This is a genomic window from Ideonella alba, from assembly GCF_018069845.1.
Lineage (GTDB): Bacteria > Pseudomonadota > Gammaproteobacteria > Burkholderiales > Burkholderiaceae_C > Ideonella > Ideonella alba.
This window is the reverse complement of record NZ_JAGQDD010000012.1, coordinates 1-20,425: the sequence shown is the minus strand read 5'-3', so window position 1 is coordinate 20,425 and position 20,425 is coordinate 1. Positions and strand designations below refer to the sequence as shown.

Sequence of the window (20,425 nt, the reverse complement as noted above, 5' to 3'; positions counted from 1 at the left end):
TCCTCTTGCTGGCCATGAGCGCTTCCACCACCCACGCCCAGGTGCTGATCCTGGGCTCCGGCCCCGCCGGCTACACCGCCGCCATCTACGCCGCGCGCGCCAACCTCAAGCCGCTGCTGGTCACCGGCCTGGCCCAGGGCGGCCAGTTGATGACCACCACCGAGGTGGACAACTGGCCCGCCGACGTGATGGGCGTGCAGGGCCCTGAGCTGATGCAGCGCTTCCAGCAGCACGCCGAGCGCTTCAACACCCAGATCGTCTTCGACCACATCAACGCGGTCGATCTGTCCAGGCGTCCGTTCACGCTGACCGGCGACTCGGGCAGCTACACCTGCGACAGCCTGATCATCGCCACCGGCGCCTCCGCCAAGTACCTCGGCCTGGAATCCGAGCAGGCCTTCTCGGGCCGCGGCGTCAGCGCCTGCGCCACCTGCGACGGCTTCTTCTACCGGGGCCAGGAGGTCTGCGTGGTGGGCGGCGGCAACACCGCGGTCGAGGAGGCGCTGTACCTGTCGAACATCGCCACCAAGGTGCACCTGATCCACCGCCGCGACAAGTTCCGCGCCGAGGCGATCATGATCGACCACCTGATGGAGAAGGTGTCCGAGGGCAAGATCGTCCTGCACCTGCACAACACGCTGGACGAGGTGCTGGGCGACGCCAGCGGCGTGACCGGCGTGCGCATCAAGTCCACCCAGGACGGCAGCACCCAGGACCTGACGCTGCACGGCTGCTTCATCGCCATCGGCCACTCGCCCAACACCGAGATCTTCAAGGGCCAGCTGGAGATGAAGGACGGCTACCTGGTCACGAAGAGTGGCCAGAACGGCTTTGCCACCCAGACCAGCGTGCCCGGCGTGTTCGCCGCTGGCGATGTGCAGGACCACATTTACCGCCAGGCGATCACCTCGGCCGGCACCGGCTGCATGGCCGCGCTGGATGCCCAGCGCTTCCTGGAAGGGGGCCATTGAGCAGGCCCGGCGGGTTCTGCTACAATGCCTGGTTTTCCCGCGCGCGACCTGCCGAATTAGAGCCCAACGCTGGGCCCGAAGCAGAGCCGAAGGAACAAGGGGTTACCGCCACCCCGCACAAGCGAATGGCGAGGTGAGGCCGAACGCAATTTCACAACTGCATGTGCGCTGGCACAGGTCGAGGTTGGGAAGTGTGTTCCGCCGGACAACAACAGGAGTGTCCTCATGGCACGCGTCTGCGAAGTCACGGGCAAGAAGCCCATGGTCGGGAACAATGTTTCCCACGCCAACAACAAGACCAAGCGCCGGTTCCTTCCGAACCTGCAATACCGTCGTTTCTGGGTCGAGAGCGAGAACCGCTGGGTGCGCCTGCGCATCAGCAACGCCGCCCTGCGTCTGATCGACAAGAAGGGCATTGACGCCGTTCTGGCCGACCTGCGCGCGCGCGGTCAAGCCTAATCCACTGAATCAGGAGCGACACCATGGCATCCAAAGGCGGCCGCGAGAAGATCAAGCTGGAGTCCACCGCGGGCACCGGCCACTTCTACACCACGAACAAGAACAAGAAGACGACCCCGGGCAAGCTCGAATTCATGAAGTTCGACCCCAAGGCCCGCAAGCACGTCCTCTACAAGGAAACCAAGCTGAAGTGATCGGCCCCGCGCCGCGCTTCACGCGATGAAAAGCCCGCCACCGGCGGGCTTTTTTCATGGGCGGGTGCGGGGCGCACCGACCCCGCGGGTGACGGGATCCACACGCCCAGGAAAAAGGCCCGCACGAGGCGGGCCCTAGTTCCAGCGCGCCAGGCGCCGCGGCGTCAGGCGCGCGCCGAGCGCAGCTGCACCGAGAAGTCGCGCAGCGCGGCCACGCCGCTGGCTTCGGCGCGGCGGCACCAGTCCTGCAGCTCGGCCACCAGCTGTTCGCCGGAGACATTGGTGCGGGTCCAGAGCTGGCGCAGCTCTTCGCGCATCGTCACCAGCTTCTGCAGCGACGGGCTGCCGGCGATCGCGGCGTCCAGTTGCTCGCGCACATTGCCGGGAATGCGGTCGGCATCGCGGTGCAGCCAGCGTTCGGCCAGGCGCAGGTTGGTCCAGGCGGCGCTCTTGGCGGCGCCCTCGGCCTTCAGCCGCGCCAGCTCGGTGGCGCAGGTGCGGCGCAGCTCCTTGGCGTACTCGGCCATCAGCTCGTAGCGGTTGGCGATGATGACCTCCAGTGTGCGGCGGTCGGCCTCGGCCTTGACCGAACCCAGCACCAGCTGCGGTGCCACCTTGCGCACCTTGGCCCAGCCCAGCGCCTGCAGCACCCGGATGTAGGCCCAGCCCAGGTCGAATTCGTAGGGCTTGACCGAGAACTTGGCCGAGGTGGCGTAGGTGTGGTGGTTGTTGTGCAGTTCCTCGCCACCGATCAGCAGGCCCCAGGGCGAGATGTTGGTGGAGGCATCCGGCGCCTCGAAGTTGCGGTAGCCCCAGTAGTGGCCGATGCCGTTGATGACGCCAGCGGCCCAGATCGGGATCCACAGCATCTGCACCGCCCAGATCGTCAGGCCCCAGCCACCGAACATCAGCACATTGGCGATCAGCAGCAGACTCACGCCCAGCGCGCTGTGGCGGGTGTAGAGGTGGCGCTCGATCCAGTCATCCGGCGTGTTGTGGCCGTACTTGCTCAGCGTCTCGGCCACCTTGGCCTCGGTGCGGTAGAGCTCGGCGCCACGCAGCAGCACGGTGTCGATGCCGCGGGTGATCGGGCTGTGCGGGTCGTCGGGCGTCTCGCACTTGGCGTGGTGCTTGCGGTGGATGGCGACCCATTCCTTGGTGACCATGCCGGTGGTCAGCCACAGCCAGAAGCGGAAGAAGTGCGAGGGAATCGGACCCAGGTCCAGCGCCCGGTGCGCCTGCGCCCGGTGCAGGAAGATGGTCACCGCGGCGATGGTGATGTGCGTCACCACCAGGGTGTAGGCCAGGAGCTGCCAGCCAGAGGCGTGGAGCAGTCCGTTGGCGGCGAAATCAGCCGCCCAGACGAGCAGGTCGTTCATCGTGCGAGGGTTCCCAACTGCAATCGAATCCACCGGCGGATGGACGCGTGCTTCAATTCTAGGCGCTTGATACCGATCAGGTCAGGGGAAACTCCCCAGGGCGTGTGCGCCAGATCAGGTCTTGCGCTGCCAGGCGGTGGCGAAGAAGCCGTCGGTGCGGTGCCGCTGCGGCCACAGCCGCAGGTGGCCGGCCTCGCTGACCAGTTCGGCGGCGCCCTCGACCTGGGCGGTTTCCAGCAGCGGACCGGCTGGCAGGGGCTCGAAGTCCGGGTGGGCGGCGCCGAAGGCCTCGGCCACCGCCTCGTTCTCGCGCCGCAGCAGGCTGCAGGTGGCGTAGACCAGCCGGCCGCCAGGCTTGAGCAGGCGGGCGGCACTGGCCAGGATGGCACTTTGCTTGGCGCCCAGTTCCTCCAGCGCCTGCGGCGACTGGCGCCATTTCAGGTCGGGGTTGCGGCGCAGCGTGCCCAGTCCCGAGCAGGGGGCATCCACCAGCACGCGGTCGATCTTGCCGGCCAGGCGCTTGACGCGCTCGTCGCGCTCATGGGCGATCTGTGCCGGGTAGACATTGGACAACCCCGAGCGCGCCAGGCGCGGCTTCAGCCCATCCAGCCGGTGGCCGGACACGTCAAAGGCGTACAGGCGGCCGGTGTTGCGCATCATCGCGCCCAGCGCCAGCGTCTTGCCGCCGGCACCAGCGCAGAAGTCCACCACCATCTCGCCGCGCTTGGCGCCGGTGAGCGCCGCCAGCAACTGGCTGCCCTCGTCCTGCACCTCGACCCGTCCAGCGGTGAACAGCGGCAGCTTCTGCAGCGCCGGCTTGCCCTCCAGCCGCACGCCCCAGGGCGAGTGCGGCGTGGCGGTGGCCGGGATGCCGGCCTCGGCCAGCTCGGCCAGCACCTCGGCGCGGCTGGCCTTCAGCAGATTGACCCGCAGGTCCAGCGGCGCGGACTGCTCCATCGCCTCGACCAGCGGCCAGAAGTCCTGGCCCAGCTCGGCATGCAGCGCCTGGGCCAGCCAGTCGGGCAGGTTGTGGCGCAGTTTCTCGGGCAGGCTGGCGCGGTCCACCGCCTGCACCTCGGCCAGCCATTTCTGCTCGTTCGGGCCCAGGGCACCCCGCAGGAAGGACTCGCTGCCCTGCCAGGCCAGGATGGCCAGGCGGCGCTCCAGCGCGCCGCTGCCGCTTTGCGCCAGGTTGGCCAGCAGCAGGCGCTGGCGCAGCACCTGGTAGGTGGTCTCGGCCAGGCTGTGCCGCTCGCGGGGGCCCAGCGTGCGGTGCTTGCGGAAGAAGGCCGACACCGTCTGGTCGGCGGGGGCGTCGAGTTTCAGGACCTGGCGCAGCAGTTCGGTGGCGAGGTCCAACAGGGCATTCGGGTGCATCGGCCGGATTATCCCAGCCCGCCATCCCACAGCAGTTGGGGGGCGCCATCCAGCTGCCGCACCCGGCCCTGCGCCAGCGCCAGCCGGCCCTCGACGAACCAGCGCGCCGCCATCGGGTACAGGCGGTGCTCGGCAGCGAGCACCCGGTCCGCCAGGGCGGTCTCATCGTCGCCAGGCAGCACCGGCACCACCGCCTGGGCGACGATCGGGCCGTGGTCCAGCTGCGGGGTCACGAAGTGCACGGTCGCGCCCGCCGCCTGGACGCCCGCGGCCAGGGCCTGGCGGTGGGTGTGCAGGCCCGGGAAGGCCGGCAGCAGCGAGGGATGGATGTTCAGCATCCGGCCCTCGTAGTGGCGCACGAAACCATCGGTCAGGATGCGCATGAAGCCGGCCAGCAGCAGCAGGTCGGGCTGGTGGCGGTCGATCTCGGCGGCCAGCGCAGCGTCGAAGGCCTCGCGGTCGGCATGGGCGCGGTGGTCGACCACGGCGGTGGTCAGGCCCTGGGCCGCAGCCCAGGCCAGGCCTTCGGCGTCGGGGCGGTTGGCGATGACGGCGGCGATGCGTGCCGGCCAGGATTCGGCACGGCAGGCCTGCACCACCGAGCGCATGTTGCTGCCGCGCCCGGAGAGCAGGATGACGATGTTCTTCATGAGGCCGCGCAGTGTAGCCGCGGCGGTGACAATGCCCGCATGTCGGCCCCTGTCCTGATGGTTCTTGCATCCCTGCTGTTCGCCGGCATGGGGGTGTGCGTGAAGCTCGCCTCGCTGCAGTACAACACCGGCGAGATCGTGTTCTGGCGTGGCCTGATCGGCATGCTCTTCGTGCTGGGCGTGGTGCGGCTGCGCGGCGGCAGCCTGCGCACCGCGGTGCCGATGATGCATGTCACGCGTGCCGCGGTGGGCGTGACGGCGCTGATGCTGTGGTTCTGGTCAATGTCGCGCCTGCCGCTGGCCACCGCGGTGACGCTGAACTACATGTCCTCGGTGTGGATGGCGATGTTCCTGGTGGGCGGCGCGATCCTGATGGGCGCGGCCCGGGTCGACCCGCGGCTGGTGGCCACGGTGATGGTGGGCTTCGGCGGCGTGGCGCTGGTGCTGCAGCCCTCGCTCGGGCCGGGCCAGGCGCCCGGCGCGCTGGCGGGCCTGCTGTCGGGCATGATCTCGGCGCTGGCCTATCTGCAGGTCACGGCCCTGGGCCGGGCCGGCGAGCCGGAGTACCGCATCGTCTTCTATTTCTCGATGGGCGGCTGCGTGGCGGGCGCCGTGCTGGCGCAGTGGCTGCCGGCGCCGCCACGGCCGCATGATCTGCAGGGGGCCGCGCTGCTGCTGGCCATCGGCCTGCTGGCCACCACCGCCCAGATGGCCATGACCCGCGCCTACGCGATCGGCCGCACGCTCAGCAACGCCAGCCTGCAGTACCTGGGCATCGTCTTCTCGTTCATCTTCGGCGTGCTGCTGTTCGACGACCCGGTCACGACGGAAGCCGTGGCCGGCATGGCGCTGATCATTGGCGCCGGCGTCGTCGCCACGCGGCTGCGCCAGCAGGTGGCCGCCAACACCCCCGACACCACCACCGAGGGCTGATCCAGCCCGGGAGACCCCACCATGCATCCGCTGATCACCGCCACCGCGCTGCGTCAACGACTGGGCGAGGCACCGCCCCCGCTGCTGCTGGACTGCAGCTTCGACCTGATGGACCCGGCGGCCGGCGAGCGGGCCCATGCCGCGGGCCACCTGCCCGGTGCGCTCTACGTCCACCTGGACCGGGACCTCTCGGGGCCGAAGTCGCCGCGCGGCTCGATCGATGGCGGCCGCCACCCGCTGCCCTCGCGCGAGGTCTTTGCCGAACGGGCCGGCCGCTGGGGGCTGCGCCCGGGCCGCCTGGTCGTCGCCTACGACGCCCAGGGCGGCTGCTATGCCGCGCGGGCCTGGTGGATGCTGCGCTGGATCGGCCACGCCGAGGTGGCGGTGCTCGACGGCGGCATCGCCGCGTGGCAGGCCGCCGGGGGGGCGATGGAGACCATCGCCCCGGCCGCCCCCGAGGCCGCCCCGCCCTACCCGCTGGGTGGCGCGAGCATGCCCACCGTGGACGCCGCCACCCTGCTGTCCGCGCCTGGCGCCCGGGTGGTGGTGGATGCCCGGGCCGGCGAGCGCTACCGCGGCGAGGTCGAGCCGCTGGACGCCCAGGCCGGCCACATCCCCGGTGCGCGCCACCGTTTCTTCAAGGACAACCTGGGCCCCGACGGCCGCTTCCTGCCCGCAGACGCGCTGCGCCAGCGGTTCGCCAGCCTGGGTGCCGACGCGGCACGCGTGGTGCACCAGTGCGGCTCGGGCGTCACTGCCTGCCACAACCTGCTGGCCATGGAGGCCGCCGGCCTGGGCGGCAGCGCGCTCTACCCCGGCTCGTGGAGCGAGTGGTCGGCCGACCCGACGCGTCCGGTGGCGCAATCGGCTTGACCGCCATCAAGAACTGAAAAGTCCAGAAGACGACACTGTGCCCATGGGCCGGCATCCCCGGCAGACGAGTGCAAGGAGTCCCACATGTACCGCAACATCCTGGTTCCCACCGACGGTTCCGACATCACCGCCAACGCGGTCCAGACCGCCCTGACGCTGGCCAAGACTCTGGGCGCCAAGCTCACCGTCATCAGCGTCAAGGAGCCCTTCCCCTACAGCGCCATCTCCGAGATGCAGCCGGTGCCGCCGCAGGAGTTCTATGACGCCCAGGAGCGCATCGCCGCAGCCCGCGTCAAGACGGTGGCCGATGCCGCTGCCGCCGCTGGCGTGGCCTGCGAGGCGGCGACGGTCGAGGCGGTCCATCCCTGGGAAGCCATCGTCGACCACGCCAAGACCCAGTCCTGCGACCTGATCGTCATGGCCTCGCACGGCCGCCGGGGCGTCAGCGCACTGCTGCTGGGCAGCGAGACGCAGAAGGTGCTGACCCACTGCCAGGTGCCGGTGCTGGTCATCAAGTGAGGACCGCACGGGCCATCGCCCGGTGACGTACGACCACGCGGGGCCGATCACGGCCCCGCGGCCTTCTCAGGCCTGAGGATCAGCCGTGTTCGTGCATGAAGCTGATCGCCACCACGATCAGCAGCAGTCCGGCGCCGATCCAGGCCACTTGGCTGAGCAGGTCGCGCAGCGGCATGCGGCGCTGCATCTGCGGGATCAGGTCGGCCACCGCCACGTAGATGAAGCTGCTGGCCGCGACCACCAGCAGGTACGGGTACAGCGACTGCCACCAGGCCAGCACGTAGTAGCCCAGCAAGCCGCCCACCACCGCGGCCAGGCCTGACAGCGCGTTGAACAGCAACGCCTTGCGGCGGCCGAAGCCGGCATTGATCAGCACGATGGTGTCGCCCACCTCCTGCGGGATCTCGTGCAGGATGATGGCCACCGAGGTGGTGACACCCAGCCAGGGGTCGGCGATGAAGGCGGCGGCGATGATGATGCCGTCGCAGAAGTTGTGGATGCTGTCGCCCACCAGCACGCTGTAGCCGCCGCGCCCGGCCTGCTCGGCGTCGTGCTGGTGGTGATGGTGGTGGCCGTCGCCCTCGTGGTGGTGGTCGTGGCGGTAGAGCTCGGCCTTCTCCAGCAGAAAGAAGAACAGCAGCCCCCCCAGCAGCGTGGCGAACAGCGTGTGGGCGTCGACCGCGCTCTCGAAGGCCTCGGGCAGGGTGTGCAGCAGCGCCGTGCCCAGCAGCACGCCAGCCGACAGGCTCACCAGGTGCTTGACCACATAGGTCAGCACCGAAGTGGTCAGCGAGGCGGCAATCACCACCGACAGCACGCCGCCGATCAGCGTGGCCAGGACGATGTAGAACAGGGTCATCGGGGAGTCAGGGCAGACGCCCCGGACCGGAGTTCAGGGCGGGAGGCGTCTTCAGGCGGCGCCGTGGTCGCGCAGCCAGGCCACGCAACGCGCCCAGCCTTGCTGCGCCGCCTCGGCCCGGTAGCTGGGGCGGTAGTCGGCGTGGAAGGCATGCGGGGCGTCGGCGTAGATGACGAACTCGGAGGCCTTGGCGGCCGCCGAGCCCTGGGCCAGCGCGGTCTTCATCTTAGCAACGCTGTCAAGCGGGATGCCGGTGTCCTGGCCACCGTACAGGCCCAGCACCGGCGCTTTCAGCGCAACGGTCAGCTCTACCGGGTGCTTCGGGGTCAGCGGTGTGGAGGCGCCCTCCAGCCGGCCATACCAGGCCACCGCCGCCTTCAGCCGCGGCTGGCGGGCCGCGTACAGCCAGGTGATGCGCCCGCCCCAGCAGAAGCCGGTGATGGCCAGCTTGCCGGCGTCCTGGCCCTGGGCCTCGGCCCAGGCCACGGTGGCGTCCAGGTCGGTCATGACCTGCTCGTCGGGCACCTTGGAAATCACCTCGGCCACCAGCTTGGCGATCTCGCCATAGGCGCTGGCATCGCCCTGCCGGACGAACAGCTCGGGGGCGATGGCGCACCAGCCCAGCCGGGCGAAGCGCCGGCAGACATCGGCGATGTGCTCGTGCACACCGAAGATCTCGCTGATCACCAGGATCACCGGCGCACCGCGCTTGCCCTGGGGCATCGCCCGGTAGGCCGGCATCTTGAAGTCACCGACCGGGATGGTCACCTCACCGGCCTCCAGCCCCTCAGCCGGGGTCTTGACCACGGTCTGCGCCACCACCGGCAGCGCTGCCGCCGCGAAACCGCTGCCCAGGGCGGCGCGCAGCACCCCCCGGCGTTGCAGGCCCGCCGTCTGGCCCACCAGGGCCTCACCGTCCTCGTGCCACTGATTCACCGTCATGGTCCGTCTCCGCGTTGATGGGGATCGACCGATTCTAGGAGTGGGCAGCGATCCCCAAGGCGCCCGGGGAGATGGACCCGCCAGCGCGGGCACAATGCCCCTCCATGCCGCACACCGCCTTGACCTCCGCCGCTGCAGATGCCCCGCTGGCGGCGATCGACATGGGCTCCAACAGCTTCCGCCTTGAGGTTGGCCAGGTCCGGGGAGCCCGCTACCAGCGACAGCTGTACCTGAAGGAGACCGTGCGCCTGGGCGCCGGCCTGGATGCCGAGCTGTGCCTGACCGAGGAGGCGATGCAGCGCGGCCTGGACTGCCTGCGCCGCTTCGCCCAGCACCTGGAGGGCTTCGAGCCGGGACGGGTGCGCGCCGTGGCCACACAGACGCTGCGCGAGGCGCGCAACCGCAATGCCTTCCTGCAGCGGGCCAGCGCGGCGCTGGGGCAGCCGATCGAGGTGATCTCGGGCCGCGAGGAGGCCCGGCTGATCTATGTGGGCGTGTCCTTTCTGCAGCCCTCCGACGAGCGGCGCCTGGTCATCGACATCGGCGGGCGCTCGACCGAGCTGATCCTGGGCCAGGGCCGGCAGCCGGGCGACGCGGAATCCTTCCAGATCGGCAGTGTCAGCCTGTCGATGAACCACTTCCCGCAGGGCCGGCTCGATGCCGAGGGCTTTCGCGCCGCGCAGGTGGCGGCGGGCGCCGAGATCGAAGAGGCGCTGGCGGTGTTCGCCCCCAGCCGCTGGGCGCAGGCGCTGGGCTCCTCCGGCACGGCCGGGGCGGTCTCCGACGTGCTCAAGGCCAGCGGCATCGACGATGGCGTGATCACGCCGGCGGGCCTGCGCTGGCTTATCGGCCGCTGCATCGAGGCCGGCCACGTCGACCGCCTGGACCTGCCCGGCCTGAAGCCCGAGCGGCGCGCGGTGCTGCCGGGCGGCCTGGCCATCCTCTACACCCTGGCTGCCCACTTCGACATCCAGGCCCTGCTGCCCGCCAAGGGCGCGCTGCGCCAGGGCGTCATCATCGACCTGCAAGAGCGCCTGCGCGCGCACCGGCCCCGCAGCGGGCGCCGTGACATGCGCGACGACAGCGTGCAGGCGCTGCAGCGGCGCTTCGGCATCGACACCGCCCAGGCCGAGCGTGTGGCCCGTGTGGCGATGGCCCTACACGACCAGCTCTCGCCGCAGGCGGCGGCGGAAGAGCGCCGCGAGCTGTGGTGGGCGGCCCAACTGCACGAGATCGGCATGATGGTCTCGCACCACGACCACCACCGCCACAGCGCCTACCTGCTGGACCACGTCGACGCCGCCGGCTTCTCGCAGAGCCAGCAGCGGCGCCTGGGCGAACTGGTGCTGGGACAGCGCGGCGGGCTGCGCAAGCTGGAAGGGGCATTGCCGCGCGAAGGCTTCGTCGAGCAGCTGCTGTGCCTGCGGCTGGCCGTCATCGTATGCCATGCACGCGTCGATCAGCCGAGCAGCGCGGTACGGCTGCAGCGGCGCGGTCGCCAGGTGCAGCTTCAGGCCGGCAAGGCACTGGCCAATCCCCGCACCCGCTACCTGCTGGCGCAAGAGGCCCAGGCCTGGGCCCGCACCGACAGCCTGAGCCTGGCGCTGCCGGACTGATCAGCCGGGCGGCTGCCGCCCGGCCCGCGCCTGCCAGTCGTCGGCGGTGAAGCCGACACTGATGCCGCCATCGGGCCATTCCACCACCGGCCGCCGCACCAGGCTGGGTTCCTCCACCATCAGGGCCATCGCCGCGGCGCTGTCCACCACGGCCGCCTGCCGGCGGGGGTCCAGGCGCCGCCAGGTCGTGCCCTGGCGGTTCAGCAGCCGCTCCCACCCCAGCGCCGCGGCCCAGCGGGCCAGGTGATCGGGCGGCACGCCCAGCTTCTTGTAGTCATGGAAGACATGGGGAATCTGCTGAGCAGCCAACCAGGCGCGCGCCGCTTTCACCGTGTCACAGTTGGGGATACCATAGAGCGTGATCATCGGCCGATACTAGCGCGCCGGGCCCAGGGCCCGGCGAACAGACCAGGAGGACCATCGCATGGCTGACAAGTACCTCAGCGAGAAGGAATGGAAGAACACCAGCAAGGGCACGGCCTGGAAGGCCGAACCGCTGGCCAAGGCCCTGGCCGCCTTCGAGAAGGCCGACAAGTCCGGCCCCGAAGATGGGCTCAAGGCGCTCGATGAGGTGCAGAAGCAGGCCGACCTGCTGGGCAAGTCGGCCAAGGGCGACAAGGTGCTGACCACCTGGCTGGGCAACCTGGACAAGTCGATCAGCAGCCAGCGCAAGGACTACGAGAAGGTGGTGGCCGAGGCCGCCAAGGCCGCGAAGAACGCCAAGGACGCCGCCAAGGGCGAGTCCGAGGACGACGAGGAGAACGCCGCGGCAGCGGTGCTGCTCGATCCCAAGCGCCTGCTGTCGCAGTTCCAGATGCTCAAGCGCGACCCGCAGCGGCGGGCGCAGTTCGCCTTTGTCGCCGCCAAGACCGAGTCGGGCTTCACGCTCAGCCCCAAGGTCGCGGGCCGCAAGCTGTTTGCCAAGCTGAGCGAGGCGCTGGAAAGCAAGGTCGGCACCTTTGGCGTGGCCTGGCTGGACGGCACCACGCTGGTGCTGCAGATCGACAAGGCCATGGGTGGCGTCGTCAAGAAGGTGCGCGCACCGATCAAGGCCTGCGGCTTCCGCATCGCCAAGGTGGTGCTGTGGGACGCCGAGGGCAAGGTCCTCGAGGAAGACGTCGCCGACGAGAAGGACCTGCCGCCGCCGGAAGGCAGCTCATCGGACAACGCCCCCCCCCAGGAATCGCCCCGCAGCGAAGACCCGCAGAAGACCCCCTACGAGCAGCGCCTGAAGGCGCTGGCCACCCCGCTGCAGCAGGCGCTCGACGGTGGCCATCCGGCGGCGGCCAAGCTGCGCGAGCTGCTCAACTTCGCCAAGGGCAAGGCCGACGGCGGCCAGTTCGGCGCCGGACTGCAGGCGCTGGAGGTGCTGGCCAAGCTGCTGGGTCAGGGCGGCGGCGAGGCGCCCGCCCCCACCCCCGCGACCGACGTGCCCAAGAAGGCCGACTACGCCCGCTGCGCCCAGGTCTGGACCGTCACCCGCACCCGCGTCAGCGACGACCTGAAGAAGCTGCGCGAGGCCATCCTCAGCGAGTTCGCCGCCAGCCCGCTGATCAACGAGATCAACGCGCGCATCGGCCGCCTGGACGAGGTGGCGCAGCGCTTCGATGACCAGCTTGAGGCCGTGCTCAGCCAGGCCGGCGCCGCCGCCGACGAGGCCGAGCGCATCCGCCTGCACCGCCAGGCCGCGCAAAGCATCCAGCGCATGCTGTCGCAGCTCGACACCGACCCCGTCCTCTCGCGGCTGAAGGACAACCCCTTCGTGCCGATCGATCCGCGCGCCGCGCTGGGCGCCACGCTGCAGGTGCTGTCCAAGCAGGTGGCCTGACGTGGCCTCCATGCTGCGCCGGCGCCGTGCGCTGCTGCTGGCCCCCTGGCTGGTGGCTGCGGCCGCGGTCTCATCGAAGGAGAGTTCCCCCATGACCGACGACACCCGGGAGCCCGGCAAGAGCCCGCGTCCCAGCGACGCCACGCTGGCGCTCGAGCAGCATGTGATCGACCTGCGCTTCGACCTGGGCCTGACCCTGAGTGGTCAGGCCGACCGCGATGTGGCCGCGCTGCTGGCGGTGCAGCAGCGCGCGCTGGGCCGGCTGGCCACGATCGCGCTGCAGCATGCCCGCGATCCGGAGCTGCGCGCGCTGGCCCAGCGCATCGCCGACCAGACCGGCAGCCTCGAGGGATCGCTCAAGGACATCCAGGCGCGCCTGGCGCGTTGATGTGCCCGCCGGCCAGCGTGCCGGCCTGAAAGGACCATGCGATGGACAACGCACAAGCCAAGCTCGACTGGCTGTCCCAGGTGCTGGGCGTGGCCGCCGGGCAGGGGCCCGAGGAGAGTGGCAAGTTCAGCCTCTCAGGCTTCACCGACGCCATCGCCAACCTGGGCGACAAGGTGGTGGCGCACTTCCTGAGCGCCGAGGTGGAGGGCCTGAAGAAGCTGGGCCTGAACACCGATCGGCTGGCCCAGGACCAGGCAGCGCAGGAGAAGGCGCTGGCCGATGCCAAGGCCATCACCGACCCCGACAAGCGCGCCGCGGCGCTGGAGCGCATCCGCCAGCGGCTCAGCGAGATCAAGGCCCACGCCAACGCCCTGGAGGCTGCCGCCAGGGAGGTGATGGGCAAGTCCAAGGACGCCCCCACGCCGGCCCAGAAGTCGGCCATCTACAAGAAGGCGCTGGAAGACCGCTACGGTCTGACCATCACCGTGCCCGAGGGCATGACCAACACCCACTTCGACCGCGTCTACGACATGATGGGCACCGTGCCCAAGTCGCAGGCCAAGCACGACAAGCTGAAGATCCTGAACTACAACAGCTCGTCCGGCAGCGGCTCCTACAACCGCGGCCTGGGCCGCGTCACGATGGGTGACTTCGGCGACGCCTCCGGCACCGAGGACTACGTGGTCGACGGCACCACCCACGCGGCCAACTCCTTCGACGTGACCACGCTGCACGAGCTGGGCCATGCGCTGGATGCCGAGCAGCAGATCATGCAGAACCACGGCAACAAGGCCGGCTGCGGCGGCTGGACCCGGCAGAGTGCGGCCTCCGTCGGCACCGCGCTGCTGGCCCACCTGAAGAAGACGGTGACGTTGTCCAAGCCGATCGCCGACGACGCCTTGCGCACAGCCATCGACCAGGGCCTGACCGGCACCCAGGCGCCCAAGCCCGACGACGCCACTGACGAGGACTGGCAGAAGGTCATCGGCTACGTGCGCGCCCATTGCCTGACCATCATCGCGGCCGCCAAGCCGTGGTGGAAGGCACCGGTGGACGTCGATGGCACCGTCTATGTCGAGTCCTACTCGAACGACTGGTGGAGCTACCAGCTGGCTTCGCGTGCCGGCACACTCGTCAACAGCTACCAGTGGCGTGCGCCCGGCGAGTGGTTCGCCGAGGTCTACGCGATCAGCTGGCTCAAGCGCACCAAGCCGCCCGCGGCGGTGGACGCCAGCGTGGCCGCCTACATGTGGCAGGACTGAACCAGGAGCCCCCCGATGTCGATCTTCCACCCGGTCCAGGCCATCTGCGGCCAATGCGGACACACCAACGAGGTGCAGCGCACCGCCAGCGTCAACGCCGACCGCCGCCCTGACCTGCGCGCCGCCATCCTCGACGGCAGCTTCCAGCAGCAGGACTGCGCCCAGTGCGGCACCGTGCTGCGCATCCCCCCTCACCTGACCTACCTCGACATGGCCCGCAAGCAGTGGTTCATGATCGACTCGGCCGACCGCATCAACGGCTTCGAAGCGCTGGAGGACAGCGCCCGCCAGACCTGGGACCGTGCCTTCGGCAGCCGCGCCACGCCGCACGCCCGGCGCATGGGCGAGAGCATGACCAGCCGCCTGGTGCTGGGCTGGCCGGCGCTGCGCGAGAAGCTCATCGCCTTTGAGCTGGGCCTGGACGACGTGGCCCTAGAGATGTGCAAGCTGGGCGTGCTGCGTGACATGGACAGCCCGCCGCTGGCCGACCAGACCGAGCTGCGTCTGGTTCAGGGCAACGCCCAGGCGCTGGTGATGGCCTGGCACGAGCTGGCCACCGAGCGCGTGCTCGAAGCCGTCGAGGTGCCGCGCAGCCGCTACGACGAGATCATCGACCACCCTGACGACTGGGCCGAGTTGCGCGCGCAGTTCGACGGCGCCCTGCTCATCGACTGGCGCCGGCTGATGTTCGCCACCGCCTGACCCCCTGACACACCGATCCACGGCCGGAACCGACCACCATGACCTCTACGCCGAAGACCCCCAACAAGATCCCCCGTCCGCCGCAGTCGACGCTGGATTTGAAGACGCAGGCTGACCACCTGCGCCTCAAGCTCAGCGTGGCCTTCACCGGCCAGGCCGACCGCGACGTCGCAGCCGTGATGGCGGTGCAACTGGAGGCGCTGGCCGAGCTGGCCCGCATCGGCCAGACCCATGCGACCGACGCTGAGCTGAAGGCACTGGTGCAGCGGGTGCAGCAGTCCAGCAGCACCGACGAGCAGCAGCTGCGCGCGCTCAAGCAGCGCCTGCCCAAGGCCTGAGCATGGCCACGCAGGACACCAAACTCGCCTGGTTGCAGCAGGTCCTGGGGGTCGGTCAGGCCCAGGCATCCGGCAGCACCCCGGGCACCACCCGCCAGCCGGCCCGCAAGATCAGCGCGAGCGACTTCACCGAGGAGGTCACCAAGCAGGGGGACAAGGCTGCCGAGCACTTCCTGAGCGGCGAAGTCGCCGAGCTGAAGAAGCTGGGCCTGGACACGTCGCGTCTGCAGAAGGACCAGCAGTTCCAGCAGAAGGCCCTGAAGGCCGCGATGGCCCTGCCCGAGGGCGCCGAGCGCACCGCCGCCATGGAGCGCATCCGTCTGCGCCTGGAGGAACTGCAGGAGCATGCCGAGGCCCTGAAGACCGCCACCGAGGCCGTGATGGCCGGCGCCAAGGGCAAGCCCAGTGCCGCGCAGAAATCGGCCATCTACCAGAAGGCGCTGGAGGACCACTACGGCCTGGCCATCACGGTGCCGGCGGGCATGAGCAACACGCACTTCGACCGTGTGTTCGACATGATGGGCACGGTGCCCAAGTCGCAGGTCGAACACGGCAAGCTCAAGAAGCTCACCTATGACAAGACCGCCGACTGGAAGGGCAGCGGCGCCTACGGTGGCGCCGAGGTCCTGATGGGCGACTTCGGCCGCGCCAAGGGTGCTGAGAACTACGAGGTCGATGGCAAGGTGCTGCCGGCCAACTCCTTCGACGTCACCATGCTCCACGAGATGGGCCACGCGCTCGACGATGCCGAGGGCATCATGTCGGCCCATGGCGCACTGAGCGGTTGCGGCGGCTGGAAGTCCGAGACCAAGGCCAGCGTGGCCGCTGCCATGCTCGACCACTACAAGGCCACCGAGACCATGGGCGGCACGCTGGACGAGGCCGCGGTGCTGGCGGCCATCGACACCGCGCTGGACAGCGCCACGCCGGCTGCCCCGTCCGGCGTCGACCCCGATGACTGGAACGACCTGCTGGACTTCATCGTCCGCGTGGTCTATCCGTCCACCGAGGACGCCGATCCCTGGTTCAACCCGGCGCCGGTGTCGCTGGGCGGGCGCTGCTACCTCGAGTCCTACACCGATGAATGGTGGAGCTTCGAGCACGCCGCGCGCGGCAAGACGCGGGTCAACGACTACCAGTGGCGCTCGCCGGCGGAGTGGTTCGCCGAGGTCTACGCGATCAGCTGGCTCAAGCGCACCAAGCCGCCCGCGGCGGTGGACGCCAGCGTGGCCGCCTACATGTGGCAGGACTGAACCAGGAGCCCCCCGATGTCGATCTTCCACCCGGTCCAGGCCATCTGCGGCCAATGCGGACACACCAACGAGGTGCAGCGCACCGCCAGCGTCAACGCCGACCGCCGCCCTGACCTGCGCGCCGCCATCCTCGACGGCAGCTTCCAGCAGCAGGACTGCGCCCAGTGCGGCACCGTGCTGCGCATCCCCCCTCACCTGACCTACCTCGACATGGCCCGCAAGCAGTGGTTCATGATCGACTCGGCCGACCGCATCAACGGCTTCGAAGCGCTGGAGGACAGCGCCCGCCAGACCTGGGACCGTGCCTTCGGCAGCCGCGCCACGCCGCACGCCCGGCGCATGGGCGAGAGCATGACCAGCCGCCTGGTGCTGGGCTGGCCGGCGCTGCGCGAGAAGCTCATCGCCTTTGAGCTGGGCCTGGACGACGTGGCCCTAGAGATGTGCAAGCTGGGCGTGCTGCGTGACATGGACAGCCCGCCGCTGGCCGACCAGACCGAGCTGCGTCTGGTTCAGGGCAACGCCCAGGCGCTGGTGATGGCCTGGCACGAGCTGGCCACCGAGCGCGTGCTCGAAGCCGTCGAGGTGCCGCGCAGCCGCTACGACGAGATCATCGACCACCCCGACGACTGGGCCGAGTTGCGCGCGCAGTTCGACGGCGCCCTGCTCATCGACTGGCGCCGGCTGATGTTCGCCAGCGCGCAGGCCTGATGCGCACGCCCATCACCCGCCGCCGCCTGGCCGGGCTGACGGCTGTCGGCATGACCTGGCTGGCCGGTGCGCGTGCCGGCCTGGCCGCCACTTCGGAGAACGCCCCCATGGGACTGCTGTCCAAGGGCCCGGGCAAGCGCCCCGAGCCGCCGCAAGCCACGCTGGACCTGAACACCCACGTCGACCAGTTGCGACTGCAGCTGAGCATCGCATTCACCCAGGACCCCGACGCGGACGTGGCCGCGCTGCTGGCGGTGCAACTGGCCGCACTGGGCCGACTGGCCCGCATTGGCCTGACGCATGGCCGCGACGCCGAACTGCGTTTGCTGTGCCAGCGCGTGGCCGATGCCTGCGACGCCGAGTCGACCATGCTGCAGGGCTGGCAGAAGGTCCGGCGTGGAGGTGCCTCATGAGCCAGGAACTGAAGCTGGCCTGGCTGCAGGAGGTGCTGGGCGTGGGCGCCGACGAGGGCGACACCCCTCCCGAATCCGGCAAGGCGCGCAAGAACGCCTTCACCGAGGCCCTGTCCTCGGCCGAGAACAAGCTGATGCGCCTGTTCTCCACCACCAAGACGCTGACCGACGGCGATACCGGCCTGGACACCACGCGCATCAAGGACGACCTGGCCTACCAGCGCAAGGCACTGGAGAACGCCGCATCGATCACCGACGAGGGAGAACGGCAGGCGGCGATCGAGCGCATCAACCGCCGCATCGATGAAATCCAGGCCCACGCCAACGCCCTGGAAAACGCGCGCAAGGCGGTGATGGGTGACAGCAAGAAGGCCCCCACCGACGCCCAGAAGAACAAGATCTACCAGCAGGCCCTGGAGGACTTCTACGGCCTGAAGCTCTCGGTGCCGCTGCTGATGAGCAACACCCACCTCGACCGGGTCTTCGACATGATGGGCACCGTGCCCAAGGGCCAGACCGGCCACGACAAGCTCAAGAAGCTGGAGTACACCCGCGACAAGGGCTGGAAGGGCAGCGGTGCCTACGGCGGCGGCGAGATCCTGATGGGCGACTTCGGCGACGCCACCGGCGAAGAGACCTACACCGTGGACGGCAAGGCCCTGCCGGCCAACTCCTTCGACGTCACCATGCTGCACGAGATGGGCCATGCGCTGGACGACGAGAAGAAGATCATGGACCGCTTCCAGGGCCTGGACGGCTGCGGCGGCTGGGTCAAGGAGAGCCTGGCTTCGGTGGTGGCGGCCATGCTCAAGGAGTTCAAGGGCTCCGGGCCGGCGGGCGCCACGCTGAGCGATGCGGTGGTCGAGAGCGCCATCAAGCAGGTGCTCAAGGGCAGCACCTCGCTGGCGGTGCCGCAGGGGGTCGATGCCACTGAGTGGAACGCCCTGCTGTCGGGCTTTCTGTCTCCCACGGTCCGGCCGTCCTGCGAGGCCGCCGAGCCCTGGTTCAACCCGCCGCCGGCGCTGGCCGACGGCCGCTGCTACATCGAGTCCTACAGCAACGACTGGTGGAGCTACCGGCACGCCAGTGTCGCCGCCACCAAGGTCAACAAGTACCAGTGGCGCTCGCCGGCCGAATGGTTTGCCGAGGTCTACGCCATCACCTGGCTCAAGCGCAACAACCCGCCCACCGGCGTGGCCAAGGAAGTCACCGAGTTCATGTTCAAGGAGGCTTGAGCCGATCCGGCGCCGCGGCGTTCAAGGCTCGAACGCCTGCAGCGCCAGCCCGGTGGCCGCGCGCACCACGGCCTGACACAGCGCGTCACCGCCACCGCCATTGGTCAGCACCACCAGCGCATGGCCGCGCGCCACATCAGCCAGCGCGAAGGCGCGGAACTGGTTGGCGTTGTTGCCGGCGTGGTAGAGCAGCGGTCCGATGGCCGTTTGCTCCCGGTTCCAGCCCAGGGTCTTGGCGGACCACGGCGGGCGGGTCTCGAACTGCGGCTCGGTGTGCAGTCGCTGCCAGGCCGGTGCCAGGTGGGGCCCGCGGGCCATGGGCATCAGCACCCGCAGGAAGCGCGCGTAGTCGGCCGCCGTGCAGCGCAGGCTGGCGGCGGCATTGCTCATCAGGTCGCCCGGCCAGGCCACCGCGGCCGAGGGCACGCTGCCGCCCAGGGCCGCGAAGGCCCGCTGTGCGTCGTCCCAGCGCCAGTCGGCCAAGGGCCGCCCCCAGGCCCTGGCCAGTGGCAGCGCCTGCAGCCAGGCCTCGCGCATCATCTGTCGGGGCAGCGGCACCAAAGGCGCGGCCTGGGGTGCGGCATGGCCCCACACCGCGCGGCGGGCGACCTCCTCGCTCCAGGCCAGATCACTGTCGCGCAGGCCCGCGGGCTCAAACAGGGCACGCTGCGCCAGCCGCGGCAGCGACAGGCCGCTGCGCTGCTCGACCACGAACTGCAACCAGAAGAAGGCCTCGCCGGAGTAGCTCAGGCGCGTCCCCGGCTCAAAGGCGGGCCGCAGGGTCTCCTTCATCGGCTCGCGGCGCCAGTTGGGCAGACCGCTGGTGTGGCACAGCACGTGGCGCGCAGTGATGCGGGCACTCCAGGGGTGGTCATCCAGCCAGGCTGGCCGCAGGGTGTCGACCAGCGGCTCGTCCAGCCGCAGCCGCCCCTCGCTCGCCTGCTGCAAGGCCAGCCAGGCGAACACTGGTTTGGTCAGCGAGGCCGCCTCGAACAAGGCCTGCGGCGCCAGCGCCTGCCCGGTCTGCGCATTCGCCAGCCCCTGCTGGTGCTGCCAGGCGAGTTCGCCCCCTTCCAGCACCGCCATCGACACGGCAGGCACCTGGGCGCGCTGCATCCAGTCGGGCAGCGCGGCCATCACGGCATCGTCCGGTTGCCAGGTGGCGCGTGGGCGGGGCGTGGCACAGCCGGCCAGGGCCGAGGCGATGGTCAACAGACACCGACGCCGGTTCAGGCGGTCACAAGCGCGAGGAAAAAGGTGGCTCACCCCGCGATGTTCGCATCCAGCGCCGGCCGGAGGGGCCGCGGTGTGCGCGGCCAGGGGGTGAAGGTGGTGGGCCCTGTAGGATTCGAACCTACGACCAACGGATTAAGAGTCCGCTGCTCTACCAACTGAGCTAAGAGCCCGTCATCGCTGACGGCGGCTGCCCGCAGGCAGCCTCTGAATTCTTGGTGGGCCCTGTAGGATTCGAACCTACGACCAACGGATTAAGAGTCCGCTGCTCTACCAACTGAGCTAAGAGCCCG

General features: G+C 69.8%; 23 protein-coding genes and 2 tRNA genes. 16 read left to right on the top strand and 9 right to left on the bottom strand.

All coding sequences use genetic code 11. The features are described from left to right. The first annotated feature begins 14 nt into the window (after positions 1–14). The 3 genes from trxB (at position 15) to rpmG (ending at position 1,624) form a co-directional block, all read left to right on the top strand. A complete protein-coding gene (gene trxB, locus KAK03_RS15535; RefSeq protein WP_210855006.1) occupies positions 15–971 on the top strand; it encodes a thioredoxin-disulfide reductase in 957 nt (318 codons plus the stop codon). Positions 972–1,196: 225 nt separating this feature from the next. Further along, a complete protein-coding gene (rpmB, locus tag KAK03_RS15530) occupies positions 1,197–1,430 on the top strand; it encodes a 50S ribosomal protein L28 (RefSeq protein ID WP_022979438.1) in 234 nt (77 codons plus the stop codon). 23 nt (positions 1,431–1,453) lie between these two features. Next, on the top strand, positions 1,454–1,624 hold the full coding sequence (gene rpmG, locus KAK03_RS15525; RefSeq protein WP_210802310.1) for a 50S ribosomal protein L33: 171 nt from the start codon (positions 1,454–1,456) through the stop codon (positions 1,622–1,624). A gap of 164 nt (positions 1,625–1,788) precedes the next feature. Here the strand turns inward: rpmG and KAK03_RS15520 are convergent, their stop codons facing one another. The 3 genes from KAK03_RS15520 to purN all read right to left on the bottom strand — a co-directional run bounded on the left by KAK03_RS15520 (position 1,789) and on the right by purN (position 5,030). After that, on the bottom strand, positions 1,789–3,003 hold the full coding sequence (locus tag KAK03_RS15520; protein ID WP_210855005.1) for a DesA family fatty acid desaturase: 1,215 nt from the start codon (positions 3,001–3,003) through the stop codon (positions 1,789–1,791). A gap of 114 nt (positions 3,004–3,117) precedes the next feature. Continuing rightward, the gene (locus KAK03_RS15515) at positions 3,118–4,380 is read right to left on the bottom strand and encodes an RsmB/NOP family class I SAM-dependent RNA methyltransferase (protein WP_210855003.1); all 1,263 of its coding nucleotides are present in this window, start codon (positions 4,378–4,380) and stop codon (positions 3,118–3,120) included. Between the two features lie 8 nt (positions 4,381–4,388). Next, positions 4,389–5,030 (bottom strand): phosphoribosylglycinamide formyltransferase, encoded by a 642-nt coding sequence (gene purN / locus KAK03_RS15510; protein ID WP_210855001.1) that lies wholly within the window; start codon positions 5,028–5,030, stop codon positions 4,389–4,391. Between the two features lie 39 nt (positions 5,031–5,069). Here purN and KAK03_RS15505 point away from each other — a divergent pair, with 39 nt between their 5' ends. From KAK03_RS15505 to KAK03_RS15495, 3 genes are all read left to right on the top strand, one after another. After that, a complete protein-coding gene (locus tag KAK03_RS15505; protein ID WP_210854999.1) occupies positions 5,070–5,963 on the top strand; it encodes a DMT family transporter in 894 nt (297 codons plus the stop codon). A gap of 21 nt (positions 5,964–5,984) precedes the next feature. Further along, complete coding sequence (locus KAK03_RS15500; RefSeq protein ID WP_210854997.1) at positions 5,985–6,836, top strand: sulfurtransferase; 852 nt, start codon at positions 5,985–5,987, stop codon at positions 6,834–6,836. 84 nt (positions 6,837–6,920) lie between these two features. Next, positions 6,921–7,355 carry a universal stress protein gene (locus tag KAK03_RS15495; RefSeq protein ID WP_210854995.1) on the top strand — a complete coding sequence of 145 codons (435 nt, stop codon included), beginning with the start codon at positions 6,921–6,923 and terminating at the stop codon, positions 7,353–7,355. A gap of 79 nt (positions 7,356–7,434) precedes the next feature. On the opposite strand, the gene KAK03_RS15490 is transcribed toward KAK03_RS15495, so the two are convergent. Continuing rightward, entirely contained in the window at positions 7,435–8,214 is a 780-nt protein-coding gene (locus KAK03_RS15490) for a ZIP family metal transporter (RefSeq protein WP_210854993.1), read from the bottom strand. 51 nt (positions 8,215–8,265) lie between these two features. Continuing rightward, complete coding sequence (locus KAK03_RS15485) at positions 8,266–9,156, bottom strand: dienelactone hydrolase family protein (protein WP_210854991.1); 891 nt, start codon at positions 9,154–9,156, stop codon at positions 8,266–8,268. Between the two features lie 104 nt (positions 9,157–9,260). Between KAK03_RS15485 and KAK03_RS15480 the strand changes: the two genes are divergently transcribed. Continuing rightward, the gene (locus KAK03_RS15480; protein WP_210854989.1) at positions 9,261–10,772 is read left to right on the top strand and encodes a Ppx/GppA phosphatase family protein; all 1,512 of its coding nucleotides are present in this window, start codon (positions 9,261–9,263) and stop codon (positions 10,770–10,772) included. On the opposite strand, the gene KAK03_RS15475 is transcribed toward KAK03_RS15480, so the two are convergent. Continuing rightward, the gene (locus KAK03_RS15475) at positions 10,773–11,138 is read right to left on the bottom strand and encodes an ArsC family reductase (protein WP_210854987.1); all 366 of its coding nucleotides are present in this window, start codon (positions 11,136–11,138) and stop codon (positions 10,773–10,775) included. It lies immediately after the preceding gene. A 58-nt stretch (positions 11,139–11,196) separates the two neighbouring features. Here KAK03_RS15475 and KAK03_RS15470 point away from each other — a divergent pair, with 58 nt between their 5' ends. The 9 genes from KAK03_RS15470 to KAK03_RS15430 all read left to right on the top strand — a co-directional run bounded on the left by KAK03_RS15470 (position 11,197) and on the right by KAK03_RS15430 (position 18,899). Then, complete coding sequence (locus KAK03_RS15470) at positions 11,197–12,600, top strand: hypothetical protein (protein ID WP_210854985.1); 1,404 nt, start codon at positions 11,197–11,199, stop codon at positions 12,598–12,600. A gap of 91 nt (positions 12,601–12,691) precedes the next feature. Next, complete coding sequence (locus tag KAK03_RS15465; protein ID WP_210854983.1) at positions 12,692–12,988, top strand: hypothetical protein; 297 nt, start codon at positions 12,692–12,694, stop codon at positions 12,986–12,988. 41 nt (positions 12,989–13,029) lie between these two features. Then, complete coding sequence (locus KAK03_RS15460) at positions 13,030–14,250, top strand: hypothetical protein (protein WP_210854981.1); 1,221 nt, start codon at positions 13,030–13,032, stop codon at positions 14,248–14,250. A gap of 15 nt (positions 14,251–14,265) precedes the next feature. Next, entirely contained in the window at positions 14,266–14,952 is a 687-nt protein-coding gene (locus KAK03_RS15455) for a CpXC domain-containing protein (protein ID WP_210854980.1), read from the top strand. A gap of 38 nt (positions 14,953–14,990) precedes the next feature. After that, positions 14,991–15,290 (top strand): hypothetical protein, encoded by a 300-nt coding sequence (locus KAK03_RS15450; protein ID WP_210854978.1) that lies wholly within the window; start codon positions 14,991–14,993, stop codon positions 15,288–15,290. Positions 15,291–15,292: 2 nt separating this feature from the next. Beyond that, positions 15,293–16,543 carry a hypothetical protein gene (locus tag KAK03_RS15445; RefSeq protein WP_210854976.1) on the top strand — a complete coding sequence of 417 codons (1,251 nt, stop codon included), beginning with the start codon at positions 15,293–15,295 and terminating at the stop codon, positions 16,541–16,543. Between the two features lie 15 nt (positions 16,544–16,558). After that, complete coding sequence (locus tag KAK03_RS15440; RefSeq protein WP_210854974.1) at positions 16,559–17,251, top strand: CpXC domain-containing protein; 693 nt, start codon at positions 16,559–16,561, stop codon at positions 17,249–17,251. Then, entirely contained in the window at positions 17,251–17,664 is a 414-nt protein-coding gene (locus tag KAK03_RS15435) for a hypothetical protein (protein ID WP_210854973.1), read from the top strand. The genes KAK03_RS15440 and KAK03_RS15435 overlap by 1 nt, the downstream gene beginning before the upstream one ends. After that, positions 17,661–18,899: a hypothetical protein gene (locus KAK03_RS15430; protein WP_210854971.1), complete on the top strand. Its 1,239-nt coding sequence runs from the start codon at positions 17,661–17,663 to the stop codon at positions 18,897–18,899. Before KAK03_RS15435 ends, KAK03_RS15430 begins: the two co-directional genes overlap by 4 nt. Before the next feature lie 21 nt (positions 18,900–18,920). Here KAK03_RS15430 and KAK03_RS15425 read toward each other — a convergent pair whose 3' ends face one another. From KAK03_RS15425 to KAK03_RS15415, 3 genes are all read right to left on the bottom strand, one after another. Then, positions 18,921–20,111, bottom strand: a complete 1,191-nt coding sequence (locus KAK03_RS15425; RefSeq protein ID WP_210854970.1) for a serine hydrolase domain-containing protein — start codon at positions 20,109–20,111, stop codon at positions 18,921–18,923. 118 nt (positions 20,112–20,229) lie between these two features. Further along, a tRNA-Lys gene (locus KAK03_RS15420) sits at positions 20,230–20,305 on the bottom strand. A gap of 43 nt (positions 20,306–20,348) precedes the next feature. Next, positions 20,349–20,424: transfer RNA gene (locus KAK03_RS15415), tRNA-Lys, on the bottom strand. Position 20,425 lies beyond the last annotated feature (1 nt).